Annotated in this window: 23 protein-coding genes; 4 read left to right on the forward strand and 19 right to left on the reverse strand. The window is 74.5% G+C overall.

Annotated features, from left to right (window positions below; translation table 11 throughout):
- Nucleotides 1–10: 10 nt before the first annotated feature.
- Nucleotides 11–280, reverse strand: coding sequence for a phosphopantetheine-binding protein (locus ACBI99_RS21745; RefSeq protein WP_219509639.1), 270 nt, complete (start codon nucleotides 278–280; stop codon nucleotides 11–13).
- 176 nt (nucleotides 281–456) lie between these two features.
- Between ACBI99_RS21745 and ACBI99_RS21750 the strand changes: the two genes are divergently transcribed.
- Genes ACBI99_RS21750 through ACBI99_RS21760 form a run of 3 tightly spaced genes read left to right on the forward strand, consistent with a single transcriptional unit; the run spans nucleotide 457 to nucleotide 4,169 of the window.
- Nucleotides 457–2,091 (forward strand): condensation domain-containing protein, encoded by a 1,635-nt coding sequence (locus tag ACBI99_RS21750; protein WP_375073271.1) that lies wholly within the window; start codon nucleotides 457–459, stop codon nucleotides 2,089–2,091.
- Nucleotides 2,092–2,095: 4 nt separating this feature from the next.
- Entirely contained in the window at nucleotides 2,096–2,986 is an 891-nt protein-coding gene (locus tag ACBI99_RS21755) for an LPD16 domain-containing protein (protein ID WP_219509637.1), read from the forward strand.
- 4 nt (nucleotides 2,987–2,990) lie between these two features.
- Complete coding sequence (locus tag ACBI99_RS21760; RefSeq protein ID WP_375073272.1) at nucleotides 2,991–4,169, forward strand: cysteine desulfurase family protein; 1,179 nt, start codon at nucleotides 2,991–2,993, stop codon at nucleotides 4,167–4,169.
- Here the strand turns inward: ACBI99_RS21760 and ACBI99_RS21765 are convergent.
- From ACBI99_RS21765 to fabG, 18 genes are read right to left on the reverse strand one after another with little or no spacing between them, the layout of a single operon-like run.
- Nucleotides 4,156–5,136 carry a hypothetical protein gene (locus ACBI99_RS21765; protein WP_219509635.1) on the reverse strand — a complete coding sequence of 327 codons (981 nt, stop codon included), beginning with the start codon at nucleotides 5,134–5,136 and terminating at the stop codon, nucleotides 4,156–4,158. The genes ACBI99_RS21760 and ACBI99_RS21765 overlap by 14 nt on opposite strands.
- Before the next feature lie 17 nt (nucleotides 5,137–5,153).
- A complete protein-coding gene (locus ACBI99_RS21770) occupies nucleotides 5,154–6,311 on the reverse strand; it encodes an ABC transporter permease (RefSeq protein WP_219509634.1) in 1,158 nt (385 codons plus the stop codon).
- Nucleotides 6,308–7,486 carry an ABC transporter permease gene (locus ACBI99_RS21775; protein ID WP_246645975.1) on the reverse strand — a complete coding sequence of 393 codons (1,179 nt, stop codon included), beginning with the start codon at nucleotides 7,484–7,486 and terminating at the stop codon, nucleotides 6,308–6,310. The genes ACBI99_RS21770 and ACBI99_RS21775 overlap by 4 nt, the downstream gene beginning before the upstream one ends.
- Nucleotide 7,487: 1 nt before the next feature.
- Complete coding sequence (locus tag ACBI99_RS21780; protein WP_357588059.1) at nucleotides 7,488–8,426, reverse strand: ABC transporter ATP-binding protein; 939 nt, start codon at nucleotides 8,424–8,426, stop codon at nucleotides 7,488–7,490.
- On the reverse strand, nucleotides 8,423–9,439 hold the full coding sequence (locus ACBI99_RS21785) for a nitrous oxide reductase family maturation protein NosD (protein WP_375073274.1): 1,017 nt from the start codon (nucleotides 9,437–9,439) through the stop codon (nucleotides 8,423–8,425). Before ACBI99_RS21785 ends, ACBI99_RS21780 begins: the two co-directional genes overlap by 4 nt.
- The gene (locus ACBI99_RS21790; RefSeq protein WP_375073275.1) at nucleotides 9,430–9,966 is read right to left on the reverse strand and encodes a hypothetical protein; all 537 of its coding nucleotides are present in this window, start codon (nucleotides 9,964–9,966) and stop codon (nucleotides 9,430–9,432) included. Before ACBI99_RS21790 ends, ACBI99_RS21785 begins: the two co-directional genes overlap by 10 nt.
- Nucleotides 9,963–10,760, reverse strand: a complete 798-nt coding sequence (locus ACBI99_RS21795) for an alpha/beta fold hydrolase (protein WP_375073276.1) — start codon at nucleotides 10,758–10,760, stop codon at nucleotides 9,963–9,965. The genes ACBI99_RS21790 and ACBI99_RS21795 overlap by 4 nt, the downstream gene beginning before the upstream one ends.
- Nucleotides 10,761–10,771: 11 nt before the next feature.
- Nucleotides 10,772–11,614, reverse strand: a complete 843-nt coding sequence (locus ACBI99_RS21800) for an ester cyclase (RefSeq protein ID WP_375073278.1) — start codon at nucleotides 11,612–11,614, stop codon at nucleotides 10,772–10,774.
- Nucleotides 11,614–12,150 carry a phosphopantetheinyl transferase gene (locus ACBI99_RS21805; RefSeq protein ID WP_375073280.1) on the reverse strand — a complete coding sequence of 179 codons (537 nt, stop codon included), beginning with the start codon at nucleotides 12,148–12,150 and terminating at the stop codon, nucleotides 11,614–11,616. Before ACBI99_RS21805 ends, ACBI99_RS21800 begins: the two co-directional genes overlap by 1 nt.
- Complete coding sequence (locus ACBI99_RS21810) at nucleotides 12,147–13,052, reverse strand: ACP S-malonyltransferase (RefSeq protein WP_375073281.1); 906 nt, start codon at nucleotides 13,050–13,052, stop codon at nucleotides 12,147–12,149. Before ACBI99_RS21810 ends, ACBI99_RS21805 begins: the two co-directional genes overlap by 4 nt.
- 12 nt (nucleotides 13,053–13,064) lie before the next feature.
- Nucleotides 13,065–13,934, reverse strand: coding sequence for an alpha/beta fold hydrolase (locus ACBI99_RS21815; protein ID WP_219509628.1), 870 nt, complete (start codon nucleotides 13,932–13,934; stop codon nucleotides 13,065–13,067).
- A complete protein-coding gene (locus ACBI99_RS21820; RefSeq protein ID WP_364170740.1) occupies nucleotides 13,931–15,175 on the reverse strand; it encodes an FAD-dependent oxidoreductase in 1,245 nt (414 codons plus the stop codon). The genes ACBI99_RS21815 and ACBI99_RS21820 overlap by 4 nt, the downstream gene beginning before the upstream one ends.
- A complete protein-coding gene (locus tag ACBI99_RS21825) occupies nucleotides 15,172–15,900 on the reverse strand; it encodes a nitroreductase family protein (RefSeq protein WP_219509626.1) in 729 nt (242 codons plus the stop codon). Before ACBI99_RS21825 ends, ACBI99_RS21820 begins: the two co-directional genes overlap by 4 nt.
- Complete coding sequence (locus ACBI99_RS21830; protein ID WP_375073282.1) at nucleotides 15,897–18,368, reverse strand: beta-ketoacyl synthase N-terminal-like domain-containing protein; 2,472 nt, start codon at nucleotides 18,366–18,368, stop codon at nucleotides 15,897–15,899. Before ACBI99_RS21830 ends, ACBI99_RS21825 begins: the two co-directional genes overlap by 4 nt.
- A gap of 31 nt (nucleotides 18,369–18,399) precedes the next feature.
- The gene (locus tag ACBI99_RS21835; RefSeq protein ID WP_364170735.1) at nucleotides 18,400–19,464 is read right to left on the reverse strand and encodes a glycine cleavage T C-terminal barrel domain-containing protein; all 1,065 of its coding nucleotides are present in this window, start codon (nucleotides 19,462–19,464) and stop codon (nucleotides 18,400–18,402) included.
- Between the two features lie 2 nt (nucleotides 19,465–19,466).
- Nucleotides 19,467–19,943, reverse strand: a complete 477-nt coding sequence (gene fabZ, locus ACBI99_RS21840) for a 3-hydroxyacyl-ACP dehydratase FabZ (protein WP_219509623.1) — start codon at nucleotides 19,941–19,943, stop codon at nucleotides 19,467–19,469.
- Complete coding sequence (locus tag ACBI99_RS21845; RefSeq protein WP_219509622.1) at nucleotides 19,940–20,230, reverse strand: acyl carrier protein; 291 nt, start codon at nucleotides 20,228–20,230, stop codon at nucleotides 19,940–19,942. The genes fabZ and ACBI99_RS21845 overlap by 4 nt, the downstream gene beginning before the upstream one ends.
- A 41-nt stretch (nucleotides 20,231–20,271) precedes the next feature.
- Nucleotides 20,272–21,000: a 3-oxoacyl-ACP reductase FabG gene (gene fabG, locus ACBI99_RS21850; RefSeq protein WP_308125978.1), complete on the reverse strand. Its 729-nt coding sequence runs from the start codon at nucleotides 20,998–21,000 to the stop codon at nucleotides 20,272–20,274.
- Nucleotides 21,001–21,161: 161 nt separating this feature from the next.
- Between fabG and ACBI99_RS21855 the strand changes: the two genes are divergently transcribed.
- Nucleotides 21,162–22,799 carry an FAD-dependent oxidoreductase gene (locus ACBI99_RS21855; protein WP_375073284.1) on the forward strand — a complete coding sequence of 546 codons (1,638 nt, stop codon included), beginning with the start codon at nucleotides 21,162–21,164 and terminating at the stop codon, nucleotides 22,797–22,799.
- Nucleotides 22,800–22,801: the final 2 nt, after the last annotated feature.

Raw genomic sequence — 22,801 nt, forward strand, 5'->3', positions numbered from 1 at the left:
ACGGCCCCGCTCAGAAGGGCCTGGGACGGTCCGGGCGGGTCGTCATCAGCGTGGACAGCGCCAGCCACAGCGAGCCGACGGTCGCGAACGTGGACTCGTCCAGGAGCTCGTCGGGCAGCTCGACCGCGTAGCCGTTCTCGATGTCGACCATCAGCCGCACCACGCCCATCGAGTCGAGACCGAGCGCCGACAGCTCGTCGCGGGCGGTGAGCCCGGCCGACTCCGCGTACGGCAGATGCGCGCGCAGAATGCTCTGGAACCGGTCCGGAATTTCCAGCATCGCGTTACCCCCAATCCAGTGGTGAATATTCAGGCTGCCGAACGGCGGATCATCGGTCAACAATGGCGCTCCTGGCCGTTTCCCACGGCCGGAACCTGCCATTGAACAGCGGTTGTGCCGGCTGTCCCGAAAGCCGATCCTCGAATGTGTCCGCCGACCGCCGGGGGTGGGAGAAAATGAAATCCGCGAGCCTGTGCTGGGGGCAGCGCTACATGTGGCTGCGGGTCCACCAGCTGCCGCCCGGCCACCAGCACGAGACGCACGTGGTGCTGCGGTTCGACCTGCCCGCGGGGCTGACGGTCGCGGCCTGCCGGGCGATGCTCACGTACCTGACGCGGCGGCACGAGATCCTGCGCACGACCTTCGGCCCGGGGCCGGAGCAGCGGGTGCGCCCGCCCGCGCCGTTGCCGGTCACGGTGGTGACCGCCGAGCGCGACGGCGGCGCCACGCCCGCCGAGGTGGTCGAGGAGCTCAGCACGCGGCCGTTCGACCTGGCCGGGGAGTGGCCGGTGCGGGCGTGCCTGATCACCTCCGGCGGGGCGCCGCGGCACTGCGTGCTGGTGTTCAACCACCTGGCGGTCGACATGTGGACGCTCGGGGAGATCAAGCGGGAGCTGCGCACGCAGAGCGCGGGGGCCGTCGCCCGGCGCCCGGCCGCGCTGCCGCCGGTCCGCCACCAGCCCGCCGACCTGGCCCGCCACGAGGCGTCGGCGGACGCCGCCATCGTGGCGTCACGCGCGATGGCGTACTGGCAGGAGGAGGTCGGCGTGCTGCCGGCCGACCCGTTCGCGGCGCGCCGGACCGAGCGGGCAGACGGCCCTCCGGCCGGGCACGCGACGCTGATCTCGCCGCCGATGCTGGCGGCGTCGCGGCGGATCGCCGCCCGGCACGGCGTGTGGCCGTCGCTGGTGCACGTGGCCGCCTACACGGCGATGGCGGCCCTCTACACCGGGCGTGAGGACGTGGCGCACCTGGCGTTCGTCAGCAACCGTGAGTCGCACCCGTGCCCCGACGTGCTGACGTGCATGTTCTCGCCGATGCTGGTGCGGGTGAGCTGCGCGGGGGACCCCTCGTTCGGCGAGCTGCTGCGCCGGGTGGCCGCCGCGTACGGGCGGGCCGGGGAGCACGCGTACGTGCCCTACGACAAGGTCGTGGAGATGGTGTCGCGGGAGGGGTCGCGGCGCGGCGTCGCCGTACGGCTCGGCTCGGAGATCAACTTCATCAAGCAGCGCACCCGCGAGTACGGCGGCCGGCGCACCGCCTTCACCTGGAACCCGGTGCCGTGGGCGTGGGCGCACCACGGCGACGACACGTACCTGCGGGTGGACGAGTGGCGCGACGCGGTCGCCCTGTCGCTGCACGCCGCCTCGTCCGTCATGGACGCCGGCGACGTCGAGCGGTTCCTGCGCGGCATGGAGGCGCTGGTCCTCACCTGCGACGCCCGCGCGTCACAAGAGGGCGCGCCCGGTCCGACGCTCGGCGAGGCGGCCCGGATCGCCGGGTTCGCCCCGGCGGGCGCGCCGCCCGCCCCCGTCCCGCTGGAGACGTGGCACGGTCACGCCGGCCCCGCCGCCCGCGCCCTGGCCGACGCCGTGCGGGAGGCGCACGGCCTCGGCCCCCTCGATCTCTCCGACAGCTACACCCTCGCCGGAGGCCAGGTCCTGCGCATCCCGCAGGTGCTGGCCGAGCTCGCGCGGCGCGGCTGGGAGGGTCTGACCCTCAACCAGCTCGCCGGGCCCGCACCGCTGGGCGCGCTGGCCTCCCGGCTGGCCCAGGGGCGCCTTCACCAGAACCAGGCACACTCGGAGTGAGACCATGAACCACGCATCCACCGGCCAGGTGACCAGGTCACAGCGCCTGGTCGCCTCGGAGCGGGAGCTCCGCGACGCGATAGCACGCGAACTGCCCGGCGAGGACCTCGCCAACCTGGTCGTCATGGGCGGCCACTTCATGCTGTTCGAGGACGCGGCGTCGGGGCGGCTCGTCCCGGGCGTCATCGAGGAGCAGGCGGACGAGACGATGCGCCGCCGGATCGCCGGCCGCGTCGGCATCTTCCCCGGCTACACCTGGCAGCTGTCGGCCGGGCTGCTGCGCGACTACGCCGCCGCCGGCGTCGACACCCGGCTGCTGCTGCTCGTCAACGACTGGCAGTACGTGCCGTCGGCGGGCCGCCCGGCCTCCGAGCTGCGCGCGGAGTTCTTCGCCGGCTTCGCCGAGCTGCCCGGCTCGTACGAGAAGATCCTGCGCGAGGCCGGGCTGTCGGCCGAGGACGTGCTGCCGAGCAGGAAGCACCCGCTGGCGTTCCCGGAGACGTGGCTGAAGTACCGCTTCCAGAAGGCCGCCGACCGGCTGGTCAAGCAGGGCCGGCTGGAGAAGCGCTACCTCGACTCGGGGAACGGCGACAGCGAGGTGGCCTTCCTCGACGCCGACGGCAACTACCGCACGCTCATCAGCTGCGGCATCACCGGCTGCGCCGGCGAGATCACCGAGATGGTCTCCGAGGTGTACCGGGCGGGCTACCGGGCCATCCTGATCTTCGCGCCGGGCGAGTGCCTGATGCCCGTGCAGACGGGCGTGGACATCGCGCTCAACCTGTACGAGCTGCCGGGCATGCGGGTGGTGATCGCCGATCCTGGCGGCAGCGGCGAGATGTCCGCCGAGGAGATCTACGGCAAGCTCGTCACCGTCAGCACGTTCGGGAGCTGACGCCATGAAGGTCATCTATCTGGACGGCTGCGCGACGACGCGGGTGGACGACGAGGTCCTGGACGCGATGCTGCCGTTCCTGCGCGAGGAGTACGGCAACCCGTCGTCCCCGCACGTGCTGGGCAAGCGGGCCAGGCGGGCGGTGGACGAGGCGGCCGCGTCGGTGGCGGCGCTCCTGGGCGCCGACCCTGGCGACGTGGTGTTCACCTCGGGCGCGACCGAGAGCAACAACCTGGCGCTGCTCGGCGTGTTCGGCCACGACGACCGGGCGCCCGTCAACGGGCTGTTCTGCCCGACGGACCACAAGTCGTCGCTGGCGATCGGCCGGGCGCTGGCCGGGCGCGGCGTGGACGTGCGAATGATGCGGGTCGGCCCGGACGGCCGGATCGACCTGGAGCACCTGGCCGGGCGGCTCGACCTGCACTCGCGGGTGGCGACCGCCGCGTGGGTCAACAGCGAGATCGGCACCGTGCAGCCGGTGGCGGAGCTGGCCGCGCTCTGCCACGAGGCGGGCGCGCTGCTGCACGTGGACGCGGCGCAGGCGGCCGGGCGGATCCCGATGCGGGTGCGGGAGGCGGCGGCCGACACGCTGTCGATCTCCGGGCACAAGATCCGCGGCCCGAAGGGCGTCGGCGCGCTGTACGTGCGGCCGGAGATCCGGCACCGGCTGCGGCCGGTGATGTTCGGCGGCGGCCAGTACGAGCTGCGCAGCGGGACGATCCCGGCGCACCTGGTGGTGGGGCTGGGCAAGGCGTGCGAGCTGGCGCTGGCCCGGCTGGAGGCCGAGCGGGCGCGGGCCGCCGAGCTGCGCGCGACCGCGCTGGACATGCTGCGGGCGGGGCTGCCGGGCGTGCGGGTCAACGGCGACCCGCGCCACGGCGTGCCGCACGTGCTCAGCGTGGTGCTGCCCGGCGTGCGCGGGGAGAGCCTGGTGTCGAGCCTGTCGTCGGTGGCGCTGGCCACCGGGTCGGCGTGCAACTCAGGGTCGCAGGAGCCGTCGCACGTGCTGACGGCGATCGGCCTGGACGCGGAGGACGCCAACAGCACGGTCCGGATCTGCCTGGACGCCCGGATGCCGTTCGAGGATCTGGTGCTCGGGCTCGACCTGGTCGTGGAGCGGGCCCGCGACCTGGCCGGCGTGGTCGTCGCCACGGGCGCTCAGGCCCCCTTCAGCCCGTCTTGAGGAACTTCCTGGCCGCTTCCACCCCTGCCTGGAAGCGGCTGGTGGCGTCCAGGTCGCGCATGAGCGTGGCGATGTGGCGGCGGCAGCTGCGCACCGACATGCCGAGCTTCCTGGCCACCACCTCGTCGGTGTAGCCCTTGGCCATGAGGGCGGCGATGGACTGCTGGAGGTCGTCGGCGACGGTGCCGTAGCCGAACTCGACGCCCTCCAGCGGGGTCGCGCTCTCCCACAGGTGGTTGAACATGTCGAGGAAGAACCGGGCGATCCCCTGGTTGCGCACCCGGGCCAGTGACACGTCGCCGTCGCCGTCGCCGAACAGGGCGACGAGCGAGCGGTCGAAGACGATCGCCGAGCGGGGCACGTTGCTGACGGTGTAGACCTCGACCCCGGCGTCCGTGAGCCGCTTCATCGCCAGCCGGGTGGCCACGTCGGCGCGGCTGCGGTGCTGGCAGATGACGCGCACGGTCACGCCCCTGGCGACCAGCACGAGGTACATCTGCGACAGGTCGCCCGCCTCGCCGATCCCGGCCTGGAGCACGAGCAGCTCGTCCCGGCAGGCGTCACCGGCCGTCTTGAGGAAGCCACGCACCTCCAGGTCGCCGACGAGGTAGTCCACGGTGCTGCGGGCGGCGTCGCCGCCGCCGAGGAAGCCGACGCCCTCGCGGATCTGGTCGATGAGCTCGCGCCGCCGGTAGATCTCCCGCTCGACGGAGGAGACCAGCGAGGCGACCGCGAGATCGGGGTCGACGGGCACGTACCGGCCGATGGTGGCGGCGTCGGCGCGCAGCAGCCGGTTCTCCACCAGGTGCTGGACGGCCTGGCTGACCAGGTGGACGTCGATGCCCAGGTCGGCGGCGGCCACGTCGACGGCCTCGATGGCTCCCTTGCGGGCCGCGTAGTGGTAGACGTCGGTCTCGTGCCCGCCGTCGGAGGCGGACCTGCCGGTGAACAGCGCTGTCATGGACATGGTCGTCACTCCTTCTCTCACGCCGGCGTGCGGCGGCTGAACAGGACAAGTGAGGCGGACAGCAGGAGGGCCGCCATCCCGGCGAGCACGCCGAGCTGCGGCAGCACCGCGCCGAGGCCGGTGCCGGGCTCGGCGAGCCGCAGCAGCGCGTCCATGCCCCAGGCGTGCGGGAACAGGTGGCCGATCGCGTTGAGCACGTCCGGCGAGGACTCGCGCGGCCACAGGCAGCCGCCGAGCATCCCGAGGACGACGCCGAGCGGCGGGCCGATCGCGGGGGCCTGGTCGGGCGAGCTGAGCAGGGTGCCGGTGAGGATCGCGGCGCCGGTGGCGACGAGCGCGAACACGCCCACGACCGCCGCCACGCCGACCGGGTCGCCCCACGAGACGCCGAACAGCAGCGCGCTGACCACGACGATGAGCGCCGCCTGCGCGAGCGCGACGATCAGGCGGCTGACGGCCTCGCCGAGCAGCACCGACCGGCGGGTCACGGGCGCGGTGAGCGCCCGCTGCAGCATGCCGAGCCGGCGGCTCTCCACGAGCGCGGCGGCCACGGCCATCGAGTTGATGAACGTGAACAGCAGCAGGTTGGCCGGGGCGGTGTAGGCGAAGCCGCCCGGGTCGCCGCTGCCGGTTGCGGTGCCGGTCACGCCGACGCGCCCCGACTCGGCCTGCGCCCGGCGTACGTGGGCGGCGGCCTCCTCGGCGGTGGCGCCCGCGGCCCGGACGGCGCGGGTGGCCTCCAGGACGGCGGCGACCTTGGCGACCGCGCCGTCGACGGCGCCGCGGGCGGCCAGGCCGCTGCCGTTGGCCTGGGTCATGACGAGGTCGAGGCGGCCGGCGCCGGGCCCGATGATCAGCCCGGCGGCCAGCTCCCCCGACCGCACGGCCGAGCGTACGTCGTCCGTATCCGTCATGGCGCGCACGTCGAGGTCGGCGTGCGCGCGCAGCTCGGCGAGCAGGGCGGCGGTGACGGGGTCGGAGCCTTCGGCGACGACGCCGACGGGCAGCTTGCCGGAGCCGCCGCCACCGAACGCCATGCCGACGAACAGGATCGACACGAACGGCATGATCACCATGAAGAACAGGCCGGTGCGGTCGCGGGCGTGCCTGCGCAGGTTGGCGGCCACGAGCGCGGCCACCGGCCTGGGCCGGTGCGGTGCCTGCGGGGGCGTCACAGCAGCATCCCCTTCCTGAGGCCGAGGACGGCCAGGCCGCCCGCGCCGAGCGCGATCGCCAGCAGGACGGCGACGGGGCCCGCGACGGCGGCCACGCCCGCGCCGGACCCGGCGAGCTCGGCCAGCGCCGTGGCGGTCCAGCCGTTGGGGGTGAGCAGCGCCGCCGTCTGCAGCGGGCCGGGCAGGCTGTGCAGGGGTACGAGGCTGCCGCCGAGGAACGCCGCCACGAACGAGATCACCATGATCACCCCGTCGGCCTGGGCGTCGGTCCTGACCCGGGCGGCGACCAGCATGGTGATCGCGGCGGCGGCGAGCACGTGCGCGGTCAGCACGGTCAGCACGGCGAGCGGGTCGCCCCAGGAGGAGCCGAAGATGAGCGTGCCGGACGCCCAGGTGGCGCAGACGCTGACCATCGCCAGCCCGAACCCGACGACGGCCTTCCCCGCGACCGGCACCCAGGCGGCGAGCGGCCCGGCGCGCATCCGGTCGAGGGTGCCGAGCTTGCGCTCGGTGAGCAGGCTGCGGAAGGACGCGCCGACGACGAAGAAGGCGAACAGCGCCGCCATGCCGGAGCCGTAGTAGACGGCCAGGTCCACCTTGCCGCCGGCCAGCGGGTCGCCGGTGAGCGCGAGCGCGGGACCGGCGGCGCCGTTGCGCTCGACCAGCTCCTTGACCTCGTCGCCGGGCACCCCGGCGAGCAGCGCGGCCCGCACGGCCAGCGTCCTGGCGTCCACGACGGCGGAGATGCGGTCCACGACCGCGCCCGCGACCACGCCGGCCAGCGGCGATCCGGCCGAGGTGAGGACGGTGACGTCGCCGCCCTCCCCCGCGCCGACGCGGGCGCTGAACCCGGCGGGGAAGACGATGGCCGCGCCGATCTCGCCGGCGTCGAGCGCCCGCCGCGCCTCCCCGCCGTCCGGCAGGTCGCGCAGCGTCACGCTGCCCTTCAGCTCCTCGGCGCCCGCCACCTCGCGGCGCACGCTCGCCGGGAACTCGCCGCCGTCCAGGTCGACCAGGCCGATGGTGGCGCGCAGCGGCGGGTCGTCACCGCCGAGCGCCAGCCCGAACAGCGTGGCCAGCGTGACGGGGACGATCAGCGCGATGACGATCGCGGTGCCGTCGCGCAGCCTCGTGCGCAGCTCGTGCGCGCTCACCGTGAGCAGGGCCCGCCCCATGTCAGTCCCGCAAGGTGGTGCCGGTGAGGTGCAGGAACGTGGCTTCCAGGTCGGGCTCGACGACCTGGGCGGCGGTCACGGTGGCATGTCCCTCCACGGCGGTGATGAGCGATGGCAGCAGGTAGCGCCCGCCGTCGGCGAGCAGCCGCACGGACGACTCCCCGGTCCTGGCGGCCTCGCTCACGCCCTCGACCGCGCGCAGCTTCCCGAACGCGGCGGCGACGTCGCCGTCCAGCACCAGCTCCACGGTGTCCGCGCCGCCGACGAGGGAGACCAGCTCGCGGCGGGTGCCGTCGGCGACGATGCGGCCGTGGTCGATGATCGCCACCCGGTCGCAGACGCGCTCGACCTCCTCCATGTAGTGGGAGGTGTACAGCAGCGCCATGCCGTCGGCGACGAGGCGTTCGAGGCCGTCGAGGATGGCCTTGCGGCTCTGCGGGTCGACGCCGACGGTCGGCTCGTCCAGGATGAGCACCTGGGGGCGGTGCAGCAGGGCGGCGCCGATGTTGACGCGCCGCTTCATGCCGCCGGAGTAGGCGCCGAGCTTGCCGTCGGCCCGGTCGGCCAGGCCGATCAGGTCGAGCACCTCGTCGACGCGGGCGGCCAGGCCACGCCGGGGCAGGCCGAACAGGCGGCCGAAGAAGCGCAGGTTCTCCCGCCCGGTCAGCTCCGGGTAGAGGGCGATCTCCTGCGGGACGTAGCCGATCCGCGCCTTGGCGCGCAGCGGCTCGCGGGCCAGGTCGACGCCGCCGACCAGCACCTCGCCGGCGTCGGGGCGGAGCAGGCCGACGAGCATGGAGATCGTGGTGGTCTTGCCGGCTCCGTTCGGGCCGAGCAGCCCGTACGCCTGCCCGGGGGCGATGGACAAGCCCACGTCGTCCACGGCGACCAGGTCGCCGTAGCGTTTGCCGAGGCCCCGGCAGGCGAGTGCGGCCGTCATCGCCGCCACCCGGGCGCGTCCTGCGGGTCGCCCTTGCCCGCCGTGTTGCCCGCGTACACCTGCCGGGCGGGGTCGGCGCCGAGCTGGTAGTCCAGCGGGCTGTTGCCGGTGACCCGGTTCCACAGCAGGTGGCAGCCGTCGACGTCGTCGCCGCCGAAGTCCTTGGACGAGCCCAGGACGAGCCCGGCGCCCATCACCGACTCGCCGCTGGGGTGGTTGTCGTGGATGCGGTTGTCGACGACGGTGACGCGGTGCGCGCCGATCAGGGCGAGGCCGACGCCGGAGATCGGCGGCCCGGCCGCGCCCAGCCCGTCCGGCTCGGCGCCCGCGGCGAGCACGTTGCCGTACAGGTCGTTGCCGGAGACGAGGCAGTCGCGCACGCCGCCTTCGGGCTCGCCCTCGTACACCTGGTTGAGCAGCAGGATGCCGATCGCGTTGCCGTGGCAGGAGTTGCCCGTCACGCGCGCCTGCGAGGAGTTGTCGACGAAGACGCCGAAGGCGTTGCCGGTGCACTCGTTGCCGGTGATCTCCGCGTCGGAGCGGGGGCAGAAGCTGAGCGCGACGCCGCCGTACTGGCTGCCGGAGGCGTGGCAGCGCACCACCCGGCAGCCGGTGGACTCGCGCAGGTAGACGCCCCAGACGGCGTTGCCGCGCAGCTCGGCGTCCCGCACGCTCACCCCGGCGACGGTGTGGGCGTAGACGCCCGCGCCGGAGAAGCCGCGCACGCTCAGCGCCTCGACGCGCACGCCGCCGGCGGACTCGCCGTACACGGTGACGCCGCTGACCACGTCCTCGGCGGCGTCGTGCAGCCGGGGGACGCCGGCCGGGCCGCCGCCGCCGGGCTCCAGCACCGTGCGCCCGGCCCCGGCTCCGGTCAGCGTCACGCCGGGGTGCCTGATCCAGACGCTCTCCCGGTACGTGCCCTCCTCCAGGACGATGCGGGCGCCGGGGCCCGCCTCGTCGAGGGCGCGCTGGATCGGCTCGCCGGGGCGGACGGTTCTCGTCACGGACATGCGTTCCCCTTCTCGGCCAGGTAGACGATCGCCAGCGACACGAACACGCCGCCGCCCTCGCCCCACCGGGCGGCGGCGGCCACGGTCCGGGACCGGGGCGCGCCGCCGGGGGAGCTGCTCCCGGCGGCGGCCGCTGGAGCCTTCTCGGGGGCGTTCTCCGGAGCTGCCAGCCGGAGCAGGGCCGCGCGGGCGCTGGCGCCGCTCACCCGGTACGCCGCCCCGCCCGTCAGGGGGAGCCCGGTGGAGTCGGCCAGCTCGCAGGCCGCCTCGTCCAGCAGCGGGCGCGCCCACGCGGCCGGGGACTCCTTCACGGCCTCGAAGTCGTGCCAGGTGAAGCCGGGCGGCCGGCCGCCGACGGCCTTGATCAGGCTCTCCTTGACCGAGACGGCGACCGGGCCGGCTCCCAGGCTCCGCTCGGCGGCGGTGGCGACGTGGCGGGCCAGCAGGTGCCCGCCCCGGCCGACGGCCGCGGCCAGCCGGTCGGCCTCCACGATGTCCACGCCCAGCAGGACGGCCGGCGCGCTCACGCGAGCGTCCCCGCGCCGGTCCCCGCGCCGGTCCCCGCGACGAAGGACGTCAGGGCCGCCGTGTACTCCTCGGCCCGCTCCACCATCGGGATGTGGCCGCTGTCCTCGACGAGCAGCAGCTCGTGCCCGTCGCGCCCGGCCAGCGCCTCCGCCCACGGCGCCACGGGCGTCATCCTGTCGTGCCGCCCCCACACGTACAGGGCCGGGCAGGTCACCTTGTCCAGCGCGGGCGGCACCCGGTAGGCGCGGGTGGCCTTGAGGCTGCGCGCCATCGACACCATCGACTCGGGGCGGGCCAGCAGCTCGCCCGCCTCCGCCATGCGCTCGGCGGAGAAGTGGCAGCCCTCGTGGAACAGGGCGGCGACCATGCGGCGGCCGAAGTCCTCGCCGGTCGGCCGGATGCTGCCGCGCCGGTCGAAGCTCAGGCCGACGTCGGGGTCGGCGGACAGGCCGGGGGCGCCGCTCACCACGATGCCGCGCACCCGGTCGGGGCGGCGGCCCGCCAGGTCGATCGCGACCAGGCCGCCGAGGGAGTTGGCGCAGACGACGACCTGGCCGTCCGCCCCGGCGGCGTCGCAGGCGTCGAGCAGCGCGTCGCCGAGCCGTTCGATGGAGCCGGCCAGCCGCCGGTCCAGGCCGCAGATCGGCTCGTTCGTGCGCAGCACCGGCACGCCGGCCCGCTCCAGGCTGCGGTAGGGGTGGTCCCAGATCCAGCCGCCGGCGAACAGCGCGGACATGAACACCACGGCGGTGTCCGCGTCGCCGAGCCGGTGCTCGGTGGTGAATTCCCTCATCGTGGCTCCAGTCACAGCGTCGGGGCGTCGTCGGGGGTCCAGCCGCACCCGCAGGCCGCCCCCGAGGCGACGACCTGCTCGCACGTCGGGCAGCGGGCGTAGTCCCGCGCGGAGGCGGGGTACCAGACGCTGGTGTGGACGCGGGTGCACAGGCCGCTCCTGAAGAAGCGGCGCATGGCCCGCTGGTGCGGCCGGGCGTGCACGGCGCGCATCGACTCGGGCCGGTCGAAGGCGCTCAGCGTGAACTTGCGCCCGCCGACGTCGAACGTGGTCACGCCGAGGAAGCCGCGCGTGGCACGCAGCGACTTGACGATCTCGACGCTGAGCAGGTCCACGTCGGCGGCCTCGGCGTCGTCGCGGATCTCCAGCCAGGTCAGGACGAGCGCGCCGGGCCGCTCGGTGCGGCCGGTGGCGGCCCTGGCGCTCACGCCGAACTCGCGGGTCCCGTCGGAGCCGGGCGTGAAGCGGGCCGTGTGGCCGAGCGCCGCGGCGAGGGCGAGCCGGTCGAACGTGCGCCGCACGTGCGGGCCGTCCGCGCCGGCGGTGACCAGGTCGACGCCGTCGACGGCGACGGCGCCGCCGGTCGCGGGCATGCCCAGGTACGGCTCGCGGTGGTCGGCGGTCAGCCGCCACGACACGGCGGCGGCGCCCTCGTCGCCGGTGACGCGCTCCACGTCGAAGCGGGCGTTCCTGAAGCGGGACAGCGTGGCGGCGGCGTGCGCGGCCAGCGCCTCCCCGGCCAGCGGGGCCCCGGTGTCGGGATCGGCGTAGGTGGCGGCGGTGGCCGCGACGGCCTCGGCGTCACCGGACCCCCACGCCTCCAGATGCGCCTCGGCGAGCTTCCTGGCGTCCATCAGCGGCCCCCGCCCTCGATCAGCCGGTTCGTCCGCATGGCCCGGGCCTCGTCCTCGGGCAGGCGGGTCGTGGGCTCGGTCCGGGATTCGTCGCGGAGGCGGGTTGTCCGCTCGGTCCGGGACCCGTCCTCGGGGAGGCGGGGGGTGCGGACGGCCAGGGCCAGGGCGCGCAGGTCGGTGTGGCTGACCGACACCCGGATCCACCCGGGCACGGACGCGGCCAGCGCCGGCAGGTCGCCGAGCAGGCGCACCGACGGCGGATGCCCGTCACGGCAGGCCGCGTCCGCGGCGCAGGCCGGGGTCGGCAGCGGCAGGATCTCCACCTGGCCCAGCCGCTCGGCGTCCGCCGGCAGCCCGAGCAGGCGCAGCACCGCCCGCTTGGCGGCCAGCCGGCCCGCCCAGCGCTGCAGCGTCCGCCCGCCCGACCTGACCCGTTCGGCGCGGGTGAAGACGACCTCCAGCGGCATGCCGGCGACCAGGTCGCGCGGGCCGCCGAGCCCGGCGTGGCCGACGATCGCGCTGCCCCACCGCCTCACGCCGCCACCCCCTTGGCCAGGCGTCGCGGCGTGGCCGGGTCGGCCATGCTCAGGCAGCGCACCCCGGCGCGGCGGGCCAGCCCGGCGAGCACCTTGCTGTCGCCCACCTCGACGAGGGACGGCGCGAGCGGTGCGACCGCCGCCATCGTGGCGGTCCAGCGGACCCGGCCGGTGAGCTGGGCGACCAGGGCGCGGCGCAGAACGTCCACGTCGGTGGTGGGCTCGCCGGTGACGTTCGGGACGACGGGGACGCGCGGCTGCCGCAGCGGCGCCCCGGCCACCGCCGCCGCCCACGCGGCCTCGGCCCCGGCCATCAGCGGCGAGTGGAAGGCGTCCCCCACCTTCAGCGGCACGATCTTGACGTCGGGGGCGAGCCCGGCCAGCCGGTCCAGGCCGGGCGGCGCGCCCGACACCACCACGTGGCCGGGCGCGTTCTCCAGCGCCACGACGACCGGCTCCCCCGGCTCCGACGCGGCCCCGGCCAGCTCCTCGACCCGCTCCACCGGCAGGCCCATCACCGCCCGCATCCCGCCCGACGCGGCCACCCCGGCCATCAGCCGGGCCCGCAGCTCGACCAGCCGCACGGTCGCGGCCAGGTCCAGGGCGCCCGCCGCGTGCAGCGCGCTCAGCTCGCCCACGCTGTGCCCGGCCACGACGGCGGGCTCGTACCCCTCCTCGTCCAGCACGGCCAGCGCCGCCAGGTTGCACGCCGTCACCGCGATCTGGGCGTGCTCGGTGGCGACCAGCCGGTCCAGCGGCCCCCGCGCGCACAGCGGCGAGATCGGCCGCGCCAGCAGCGCGTCGACCTCGTCGAGCCGCCGCCGGGCCGCCGGGCTGCGGCGCAGCCAGGCGCCCATGCCGACGCGGACCGTCCCCTGCCCGGGGAAGAGATAGCCGAGCATGTGCCGTCCCCTCTAGAGCCGGCGCCGGGGGCGCCGCTCCTCGTGCGCGGGCCGCTCGGTGCCGAGGAAACCGAGCAGCAGCTTGCTGACCTCGTCGGGGGCGTCCAGGGGCAGCCAGTGACCGGCGTCCTCGATCCGCTCGTAGCGCCAGGGGCCCTTCACGTACTTGCCGGAGGCGGTCATGCCCTCCTCCAGCAGCGCCTTGTCACCCGCGCCCCAGATGCCGAGCGTCGGCGCGTACACGGGCGGGAACGGCCGGGCCGGGCGCAGCTCGGCCTCCGGCGAGCGGTTGGCCCGGTACCAGTTGAGCCCGGCGGTGAGCGCGCCCGGCCGGGCCAGGTCGCGCAGGTAGCGGTCGTAGTCGCCGTCGCGGCCCATGATCTCCTTGAACAGCCGCCAGCCGTTGCGCCGCAGCAGCTCCTCGCTCACGCCGGGGAACTGGTAGAAGAGCATGTACCAGGAGGCCGCCCGCTGCTCCAGCGACGGCGTGGCGAAGACGCCCGGGTGCCCGACCGACAGGACCACCAGGTGGTCGAGCCTGCGCGGCATGAGGAAGGCGTACATCCACGCGATCGCCGCGCCCCAGTCGTGACCGACCAGGTGCGGGCGCTTGATCCCGAGCTTGAGCGTGAGCGCCACGACGTCGTTGACGATCGTCTGCATGCCGTACGCCTCGGCCTCCTGCGGCTTGCTGGAGTCGCCGAACCCGCGCAGGTCCGGCGCGATCACGCGGAAGCCGCCATCGACCAGCGCCGGGATCTGGTGCCGCCACAGGTAGGAGGAGTCGGGGAAGCCGTGCAGGAGGATGACGGGGTCGCCCTCCCCCTCGTCGATGTAGGCGAGCTCGATGTCGTTGACGCTTACGGTCTTCTTCTCGGTCATGCGGTCTCCCTGAACAGGCGCTCAGCGAAGAACTCGCTGAAGCCGAACTCCGGTACGTCCTCGGGCGCGACCATGTTGAGCAGCCCGGTCACCTGGGCGGCGAAGTTGCGCGCCATCAGCCTGCGGACCCGCCGCCTGCGCTCCACCGCGGCCGGCCCGAACTCCACGTGCAGCCTGCTGATGATGGACGCGCCGAAGTCCAGCCGCTCCAGCCGCGAGCCCCGCTCCTTCACGTACGGCTCGAACGCCGCCGGGGACCAGTCGGAGGAGGCCAGCAGGATGTCGCACACGGTACGGGCGTCACGCATGGCGCACGACAGGCCGGTGCCGAGCACCGTGTCGGCGTTGCCCGCCTCGTCGCCGATGAGCACGACGCCGTCGGTCAGCGGCGGCCCCTCCGGCACGCTCGACACCGACGGCCACACCGACAGCGGGCCCGCGGGCCTGGCCCCGGTCACCGCCCTGCCGCGGTCGGGCAGGCACTTCAGCGCGTACGCGGCCAGGAACCGCTCCACGCCGCCCGGGCCCCGGTAGCGGTGCTTGTTGGCCACGGGGAAGTTCAGATAGAGGCGGGCCCGGCCGTAGCCCTGCGGGAACACCATGAACATGACGTCGCCCTCGGTGCCCATCGCCTGCACGTCCGGCGGCCAGCCGTCCATGCCCTCGACCATCATGCCGCCGCCCCAGTGGTGCATGGAGTTGCGCATGGTGACGCCGATCTGGCGGCCCACGGTGCAGCCGCGTCCCGTCGCGCCGAGCACGAGGCGGGGGCGCAGCTCGTGCTCGCCCTCCTCCGTCCGGTAGGTGACGACGGGCCGCTCGCCGGCGACGACGCGGATCCTCGCCGCGTCCATCACCAGCCGGGCGCCGCCCGCCACCGCCTGCTCGGCCATCAGCGCGCACACCGCGTGATGCGGGAACGACATCGGGCCGCCGACACCCGGGATGAACCGGGTCATGTCCACCGCCTCGACCTCGTCCTCGGTGACGGCCTCGTCCCAGGTCATCCACTCGCGGATCTCCCAGGCGCCACCGGCCGAGAAGCAGTCGTCCACGCCGAGGCGCTGCGCCTCCACGATCCCCCACGGCGCCAGCCACTCGCCGCGTACGAGATCGTGGTAGGTCGCCTGCTTCTCCAGCAGCACCACCGACAACCCGCCGGCGGTCAGCTTGCAGGCGGCGGAGGCGCCGGCGATGCCCCCGCCGACGATGACGACGTCGGGCTGCTCGGGTCGGGTCACTGCCCCCACCTCTCCCAATAGGTGCGTTCACCGGCGCTGTAGCGGGCCGCCGGGCGGAAGCCGTCACCCAGCGTGTAGGCGACGGGGATCATGCACACCTGCGTGACCCCGGACGGGATGCCGAGCAGCCGCCCGGTCTCCCGCTCGTGCGGCACGTGCAGGCAGGTGATCGTGCTGCCGAGGCCCCGGCTGCGCAGGGCGAGCTGAAAGGACCAGATCGCGGGGAAGATCGAGCCGTAGAAGATGCTGGCCCGCGTCTCGCCGTGCTGCACCAGGTGGCCGGGGTCCTCGGCGACCTTGCTCGCCATGCGCTCCCGCCAGCGGGCGTTGATCTCGGCGATGTCCGGCGGCCGGCCCAGCACGCACGGGATCACCAGCACGGGCACCGCCGCGATCGTCTCCGTCAGCGCCCGCGCCGAGTCGAAGTTGCGCCGGGCCTGCGCGTCGTTGCGCCGCCGGCCCGCGTTGGTCCACATGTCGTTGCGGTGGAACGTCCACGACGAGCGGATCATCTCGGCGAGCTTCTCCTTGACGCCCGCCTCGGTGATCACCAGCCAGCGCCAGTTCTGGTGGTTGTTCGCGGTCGGCGCCTGGACCGCCACCTCCAGCGCCTCCCGCACGATCTCGCGCGGCACGGGCCGGTCCAGGTCCAGCCGCCGACGCACCGACCTGGTCGTGGTCAGCAGCCTGTCCGTCTCGGCCACGTCGAACGGCCTCTCGCTCACACCGCCTCCAGCAGTACGGCCCCGCGCACGGAGTCGTGCGCCGCCGTCAGCGCCACCGCCCGCTCCACCGCCCCGGCCAGCTCCGGCCCCGCGACATACGGCCCGCCGGCCGCCTCACCGCCAGAGGACCCGGCAACCTCCGGACCGGAGGCTCCGGCCAGGGCGGGGGTGATGCCGTCGCGGACGGCGAGGGCCGCCAGGGCGATGTTCATGGCGCCGGTCGCCGACTGGCAGTCGCCGATCAGGGCCGCCGAGGCGGTGAGGAGCGCGTCCGGCATGCGTGCCCGGACCGCCGCCGCCTCCTCGGCGTCGCGCGGCAGCCCGGTGGCGGCGCCGACGACCAGGCCGGGCGCCGCACCGGGCAGTTCCAGGCTGCGCGCCACCGGCTCGGCCCCTTCGCCCGCCACGTGCCGCGTCCCGGCCACCCGCGCGTACGGCCTGCCGCCACGCTGGGCGCAGTGCTCGGCGGACTCCACCACGAACGCCACCGCCCCCGACCCGGCTCCCTGAGCCACAGGCCCGGAAGCCCCCTCACCGCCCGCGACCCCGGGTACGCCCCCCTCGGCACCGGAAGCCGAGGTCGGGAGCCCGTACGGAAAGCCCGAATGCGCGGACGGAGCGGAGGCGGCGGACGCGGAGCCCGCGCCCTCCGGGGTGGCGGTGGCCTGGGGAGCGGGGGTTTCGTCGGCGGCCACCACCAGGACGACGTCGGCCTTGCCCGCGGCGATCATCTCCAGGGCGCAGTCGAGGGCGATGGACGCCGACGCCGCGCCGTTGCAGATGGTCGTGGTGGGCCCGCGCAGCCCGAGCGTCTGGCAGACGGCGCCGCCGGTGGCGTTCAGGACGACGTTGGAGAAGCTGAGCACGGCGGGCTTGTTGGGGTTGAGCGCGATGCTGTCGTCGAACCCGCCGGTGCTCTCGGCGGACCCGGCGCCGGTGGCGAAGACCAGCGCGACGTCGTCGAGCGCCCGGCGGGGCAGTTTGAGCCCGGCGTCCTCCCAGGCGAGCCGGGAGGCGGCGATGGCCAGGCGGGACAACCGGTTCATGTGCCGCCACAGCGACCGGGGCGCGAACGTGCGGCCTTCCAAGGAGGGGGCGCGCCCGTCGGCGCGGCGGCCGGCGGTGATGGCCGCGGCGGTCTCGGCGATGCCGGTGCCCGCGCCGGTGACCGGTCCGAGCCCGGTGATGACGGCGTCGCGGCGGGCCGGCGGGTCGTGCGGGCGGGGTTGGCCGGACGGGCCGGGCCCGGCGCCGGTGCGGGGCCGGGTCAGCACGAGGGAGACGTTGTTGCCGCCGAAGGCGTAGTTGTTGGAGACGACGGTGTCGATGGTCATCGGGCGGGCGTCGTTGGGCACGTAGTCGAGGTCGGCGCGGGAGTCGTCGTCGAAGCCGATCGTGGGGGGCGCGACGCCGTGCCGCAGGGCGAGGACGGAGGCGACGGCCTCGACGGCTCCGGCGGCGCCGAGGGTGTGGCCGACGAACGACTTGATGCTGCTGGTGGGCACCTGGGGGGCGCGTTCGCCGAAGACCAGGCGCATGACCTTGGCCTCCATGGCGTCGTTGGCCGGGGTGCCGGTGCCGTGACCGCTGACGTAGTGGACGTCGGCGGGGGTGAGCCCGGCGTCGGCGAGCGCGCGGCGGACGGCGCCGGCGCCGCCTCGGCCGGTGGGGTCGGGGGCGGTGGCGTGGTAGGCGTCGGCGGACAGCCCGTAGCCGGCGACTTCGGCGAGCGGGGTGGCACCGCGGGCGAGTGCCAGGTCGAGCGGCTCCAGCAGCAGGAACGCGGCGCCTTCGCCCAGGTTGAGCCCGTCGGAGTGGCTGTAGGGGCGGCAGGGCCCGGTGCTGAGCGCCTGGAGCCCGGCGAAGCCCGCGTACGTGCCGAACAGGAGCGGGTCGACCCCGCCGGCGAGGACGGCGTCGGCCTCGCCGGTGAGGATCTTGTCGCGGGCCAGGCCGACGGCGTTGCCTCCGGCGGCGCACGCGGTGGAGACCAGGACGCGCGGGCCGCCGAGGCCGAGCCGCCGGGCGACCACGTCGGCGGTGTGGTGCATCGGCTGGTAGCGCCCCTGCGGCCCGGGGGTCGCCTGGCACTTGCCGAGGATGATCCCGAACCGCCCGGGATCGGGCCCCGCCGGGCCCGGCCCGCCGACGCCGGAGCCGAAGCCAGGGCCGGGGCCGGGTGCGGGGTCCGGGAGGGGCAGGCCGGCCTGTTCGATCGCCTGGCGGGCGGCGACCAGGGCGAGCCTGGCGGTACGGTCGCCGGCTTCGACGCCGGCGGGGAGCTGGGTGTCGATCCAGGCGTCGGGCACCTGCCCGGCGTGCCTGGCGGCGAACACGGCGTACGCCGGGTCCTCGATGGGGGCGAGCCCGCCCCTGGCCGTGGTGAGCCGCGTCCAGAACTCCGCGGGGTCCCTGCCGGCCGCGCAGATGATGCCCAGACCGGTGACCACGACGGGCCGCAGCGCCATGCTCTGCCTCCTTCTCAGCGTGACCGGCCGATCAGATGATCGGGATGCTCCAGCTCTTGGGCACGATGTACGGGCTGGTCAGCGTGGTGACGCCGAGGCCGCCGACGGTCAGGTCCAGTCCGGCCGCCGCGAGCTCGGGGTCGACGCGGGCCAGGCCGAGGGTGGCGCCGAGGCCGGTGCTGTGGACGGCGTGGACGACCTCGCCGACGTCCTGGCCGCCGGCGAGCACCCGGGTGCCGGGCGCGGGGACGCCTTCGCAGCCGGTGAAGCCGACCGTGCGCCGCCCGTCCCCGCTCTCGAACGCCTCGAGTACGGCCTCGCGTCCGACGAAGTCGTCCTTGGTGATGTCGACCAGCCAGTTGGCGCCGATCTCGATCACGGTGGCGCCGGGGGTGGCCTCGTGGCGCGGGATCGGCTGGCGCACCTCCAGCATGGCCAGTTCCAGCGCCTCCTGCCCGGCGGCCTGGGCGTGCTCCAGCGCTCCGGCCCACAGGCGGGACGCGGCCTCGCGCGGGACGATCATCTGGTAGCCGTACTCGCCGGTGTAGCCGGTCCTGGCGAAGACGATGTCCACGTCCTCCCAGGTGGCGTCCACGACCGATTCGAACGGCAGGGAGGCCAGCTCGCCGTCGATGAGCCGGCCGACGACGCCCCACGCGTAGGGCCCTTCGAGGCCGATGACGGTCAGCTCGGCGGAGCGGTCGGTGATCTCGGCGCCGTCGACGGCGTGGGCGTTCAGGTGGTCCAGGAGCTTGGAGCCGGCGCCGCAGGAGCTCTCCAGGAGCAGGCCGTCCTCCCTGCCGAAGGCGATGACCTGGTCGACGACCTGGCCGGAGTCGTCGAGGACGAGGCTCATCATGCAGCGGTCGGAGGTCAGGTACTCCACGTCGCGGGCGAGGATCCGCTGGGCGAAGTCCACGGCGGCGGGGCCGGTGATCTCGATGAGGCGGTGCCCGCCGAGGTCGAGCACGGCCGCCCGTTCGCGCAGCACCTGGTACTCCCCCGCGAGGGTGGAGAAGCGCAGCGGTACGGTGACGTCGCCCACCTGGCCGTAGACGGTGTCCTCCGGATGCCGGGTCGCGAGGACGCTTGCCATGTTCACACCTTTCGCACGGAACGTTGGTTCGCCGGGTCGGCGATGGTGAGGTTTCCTTCGGCGGCGATCTGGCCGTCGACGCGGGCCGAGACCCGGTATTCGGCGAACCCGCCGCCGCCCCCGGTGCGCTCGGCGGTGAGCACGAGCTGGTCGCCGGGCACGACGGGGCGGCGGAAGCGCATCGCCCTGACGCCCGCCAGGTAGCTGATCTCGCTGGCGCCGGCCAGGGCGAAGACGACGCCGGCGAGCTGGGCCATGGCTTCGACCATGACGACGCCAGGCAGGACGGCCTCACCGGGGAAGTGTCCCTGGAACCACAGCTCGGTGCCGGTGACGTTCTTGGTGGCGGTGCCCTTGACGCCGGGGACGACCTTGCCGACGCGGTCGAGGAGCAGCATCGGCCAGCGGTGCGGCAGGACGGCGCGGATCTGGTCGTGATTCAGCCCGGAGACGGGCGGCGCCTGTTCGGCGACCGTCATGCCGTGGCCCGCAGGCTGGGGTCGACCTCGTCGGCGAGGCGGGACACCGAGCCGAACACGGCCATGTCGCTGTCGTAGAGCGCGACGCCGAACTCGGCCTCGATGGCGACGTACAGTTCGAGCACGTCGAGGCTGTCGAGTTCGAGGCCGCGGCCGAACAGGGGCTGGTCGTCGGTGATCCAGCCGGGTTCGATCTCCAGGTCGAGCCGCGAGACGATCATCTTCTTGATCTGGCTGCAGGTCTGCTGCCGCTGCGCGGCCCTGGCCCGCAGTTCGTCGATGGTCATGGGTTCTCCTTGTGCGCCGGGCTGCTGCTGGTCGGGGCGGGTCACTGCAGGCCGCCGCCGTGCGCGACGACCACTGAGCCGGACATGTACGAGGCCTTGTCCGAGGCGAGGAAGCTGACGATGGCGGCGATCTCCTCGGGGCGGCCCATGCGGCCCAGGCGGATGCGCGACTCGTACCGCTTCTTGATGTCGGCGGGCACCTTGCGGGTCATGTCGGTGGAGACGAAGCCGGGGGCGACGACGTTGGCGCGGACCCCGTGCGGGGCGGCCTCGTTGGACAGCGCGTGGGTGAAGGCGATGATCGCGCCTTTGGACGCCACGTAGTTGGTCTGGCCGGGGAAGCCGCCGTCGAGGCCGCTGGAGGAGGAGATCGTCACGATCGACCCGCTCCGCTGGTGCTGCATGATCTTGAGCGCTTCGCGGCAGGCGAGGAAGGTGCCGACGAGGTTGGTGTCCACGGGGGTGCGGAACTGCTCCAGGCTCATCGCGATGAGGTAGCGGTCCAGGGTCACTCCGGCGCTGGTCACGAGCACGTCGAGGCGGCCGTGTTCGGCGCGGACGTCGCGGAAGAGGCGCTTGACCTCGTCCTCGTCGGTGACGTCGGCGCGTACGGCGGCGGCGCTGCCGCCTTCCGCCGTGATCAGGCCGGCGACCTCCTTGGCGTCGTGCTCGGAGCGGGCGTAGTTCACGACGACGTGGGCGCCCTCGCGGGCCAGGTCGAGGGCGACGGCCCGGCCGATGCCGCGCGACCCGCCCGTCACCACGGCCACGGATCCTGGGGCAAAGAGCATCATCTCTCCAGGAATTCGATAATCACCGGATCGATCAACTGGATCTTCTCCCCATAAGCTACTAAGCCCCGATATCACCCCTGTATCACGCAGATATCTGCGCATTGACCTGAATAATCGCGATATATGACTCTGGGGCCATGAATGAGCTCAATGCGGAAGTTCTGGTCGTCGGTGGCGGGCCCGTCGGGCTGTGCGCCGCCATTGAGCTCGCCCGCCACGGAATATCGGTGCTCCTGGTGGAAAGGCACGAGGGCACGGCGATTTTCCCCAAGGCCCGCCTGATCACCACCAGGACGATGGAGCTGCTGCGCGCCTGGGGCCTCCAGGAGGAGGTCGAGCGCGCCGGCATGCCCCGCGAGGAGTACCTGGCGGTGGGCGTCGGCAGTTCCCTGACCGCGCCCGACTTCGTCCGCTCGGCCGCCGAGCTGGACCGCGACGCCCCGCAGAGCCCCACGTACACGTTCCTGTGCTCGCAGGACCGGCTGGAGGTGATCCTGCGCCGCCACGCCGGGTCGCTGCCCGGCGCCGACATCCGGTTCGGCGTCACCATGACCGGCCTGCGGCCCGGCCCCGGCGGCGTGACGGCGGGCCTGCGCGACGAGAGCGGCCGCGAGACGTCCGTGACCTGCCGGTACGTGGTCGCCGCCGACGGCAGCCGCAGCGGCGTGCGCGACGCGCTCGGCATCGCCGTCGAGGGCCCCCCGCCGCTCGGGCACATGATCAGCATCATGTTCGAGGCCGACCTGGGCTTCCTGCCGCCCGACCGGCGGGCCGCGCTGTCGTTCCTGCGCGACCCGCCGTGCGCCATGGAGGCCGTGGACCACGAACGGCGCTGGATGGTGCAGACCGGCTACGAGCCCGAGCTGGGCGGCAGCCCGGCGGACTTCACCGAGGAGGTGTGCCTGGCGGCGGTGCGCGCGGCCGTCGGCGTCCCGGACCTGCCGGTCACGCTGCTCGGCGTGATGCCGTGGCTGCAGCAGGCCAAGGTCGCCGCCGCCTTCCGCGCCGGGCCCGTCTTCCTGGCGGGCGACGCCGCGCACGTGGCCACGCCGCAGGGCGGGTTCGGCATGAACTGCGGCATCCAGGACGCGCACAACCTGGCCTGGAAGCTCGCCGCCGTGCTGCGCGGCGCCGCGGGCGAGGCGCTGCTGGACACCTACGAGGCCGAGCGCCGGCCCGTGGCCGTCCGTACCGTGGACGAGAGCCTGAACAACGCGCTGATCACCTTCGAGATGATGGAGGGGCGGCTGTCGATGCGGGAGGCGATCGAGCGGCAGGCGGGACGGCGCAGCAACGAGGGCCTGGTGCTGGGGTTCGCCTACGACTCCGCCGCCGTGCTGCCCGACGGCACCGCGCCGCCCGCCCCCGCCGACCCGTACCGCACGTACGTCCCCGCCGCGCGTCCCGGGCACCGGGCGCCGCACGTCTGGCTGTCCGGCCCCGGCGGCCGCCTGTCGACCCTGGACCTGCTCGGCCCCCGCTTCACCCTGCTCACCCCGTCGGGCAGCGGCTGGCTCGCGGCGTCCGCCCACCTCACCGCCTCCCTCTCGGTGGTGGAGATCGCCCCCGACGACCTCGCCGCGCCGCCGGACGCGGGGGGATCGGCCCGGGCCCCGTACGTGTCCGCGACGTGGGCCAAGGAGTACGGGGTCGGCCCGGAGGGGGCGGTGCTGGTGCGGCCGGACGGGCATGTCGCCTGGCGGTCCGCGGCGGGCCCGGCGTCGGCGCGGGCCCTCGCGGAGGCGCTGGCCGGGGTGCTGGGGCACGGACGGTGAGC

The sequence above is a fragment of the Nonomuraea sp. ATR24 genome (genome assembly GCF_041950485.1).
Classification (GTDB): Bacteria; Actinomycetota; Actinomycetes; order Streptosporangiales; family Streptosporangiaceae; genus Nonomuraea; species Nonomuraea ceibae.

Coding starts and splice junctions, on each gene's coding strand:
- ACBI99_RS21745 (WP_219509639.1), bottom strand. CDS start 280: ATGCTGGAAATTCCGGACCGGTTCCAGAGCATTCTGCGCGCGCATCTG.
- ACBI99_RS21750 (WP_375073271.1), top strand. CDS start 457: ATGAAATCCGCGAGCCTGTGCTGGGGGCAGCGCTACATGTGGCTGCGG.
- ACBI99_RS21755 (WP_219509637.1), top strand. CDS start 2,096: ATGAACCACGCATCCACCGGCCAGGTGACCAGGTCACAGCGCCTGGTC.
- ACBI99_RS21760 (WP_375073272.1), top strand. CDS start 2,991: ATGAAGGTCATCTATCTGGACGGCTGCGCGACGACGCGGGTGGACGAC.
- ACBI99_RS21765 (WP_219509635.1), bottom strand. CDS start 5,136: ATGTCCATGACAGCGCTGTTCACCGGCAGGTCCGCCTCCGACGGCGGG.
- ACBI99_RS21775 (WP_246645975.1), bottom strand. CDS start 7,486: ATGGGGCGGGCCCTGCTCACGGTGAGCGCGCACGAGCTGCGCACGAGG.
- ACBI99_RS21780 (WP_357588059.1), bottom strand. CDS start 8,426: ATGACGGCCGCACTCGCCTGCCGGGGCCTCGGCAAACGCTACGGCGAC.
- ACBI99_RS21785 (WP_375073274.1), bottom strand. CDS start 9,439: ATGTCCGTGACGAGAACCGTCCGCCCCGGCGAGCCGATCCAGCGCGCC.
- ACBI99_RS21795 (WP_375073276.1), bottom strand. CDS start 10,760: ATGAGGGAATTCACCACCGAGCACCGGCTCGGCGACGCGGACACCGCC.
- ACBI99_RS21800 (WP_375073278.1), bottom strand. CDS start 11,614: ATGGACGCCAGGAAGCTCGCCGAGGCGCATCTGGAGGCGTGGGGGTCC.
- ACBI99_RS21810 (WP_375073281.1), bottom strand. CDS start 13,052: ATGCTCGGCTATCTCTTCCCCGGGCAGGGGACGGTCCGCGTCGGCATG.
- ACBI99_RS21815 (WP_219509628.1), bottom strand. CDS start 13,934: ATGACCGAGAAGAAGACCGTAAGCGTCAACGACATCGAGCTCGCCTAC.
- ACBI99_RS21830 (WP_375073282.1), bottom strand. CDS start 18,368: ATGGCGCTGCGGCCCGTCGTGGTCACCGGTCTGGGCATCATCTGCGCG.
- ACBI99_RS21835 (WP_364170735.1), bottom strand. CDS start 19,464: ATGGCAAGCGTCCTCGCGACCCGGCATCCGGAGGACACCGTCTACGGC.
- fabZ (WP_219509623.1), bottom strand. CDS start 19,943: ATGACGGTCGCCGAACAGGCGCCGCCCGTCTCCGGGCTGAATCACGAC.
- ACBI99_RS21845 (WP_219509622.1), bottom strand. CDS start 20,230: ATGACCATCGACGAACTGCGGGCCAGGGCCGCGCAGCGGCAGCAGACC.
- ACBI99_RS21855 (WP_375073284.1), top strand. CDS start 21,162: ATGAATGAGCTCAATGCGGAAGTTCTGGTCGTCGGTGGCGGGCCCGTC.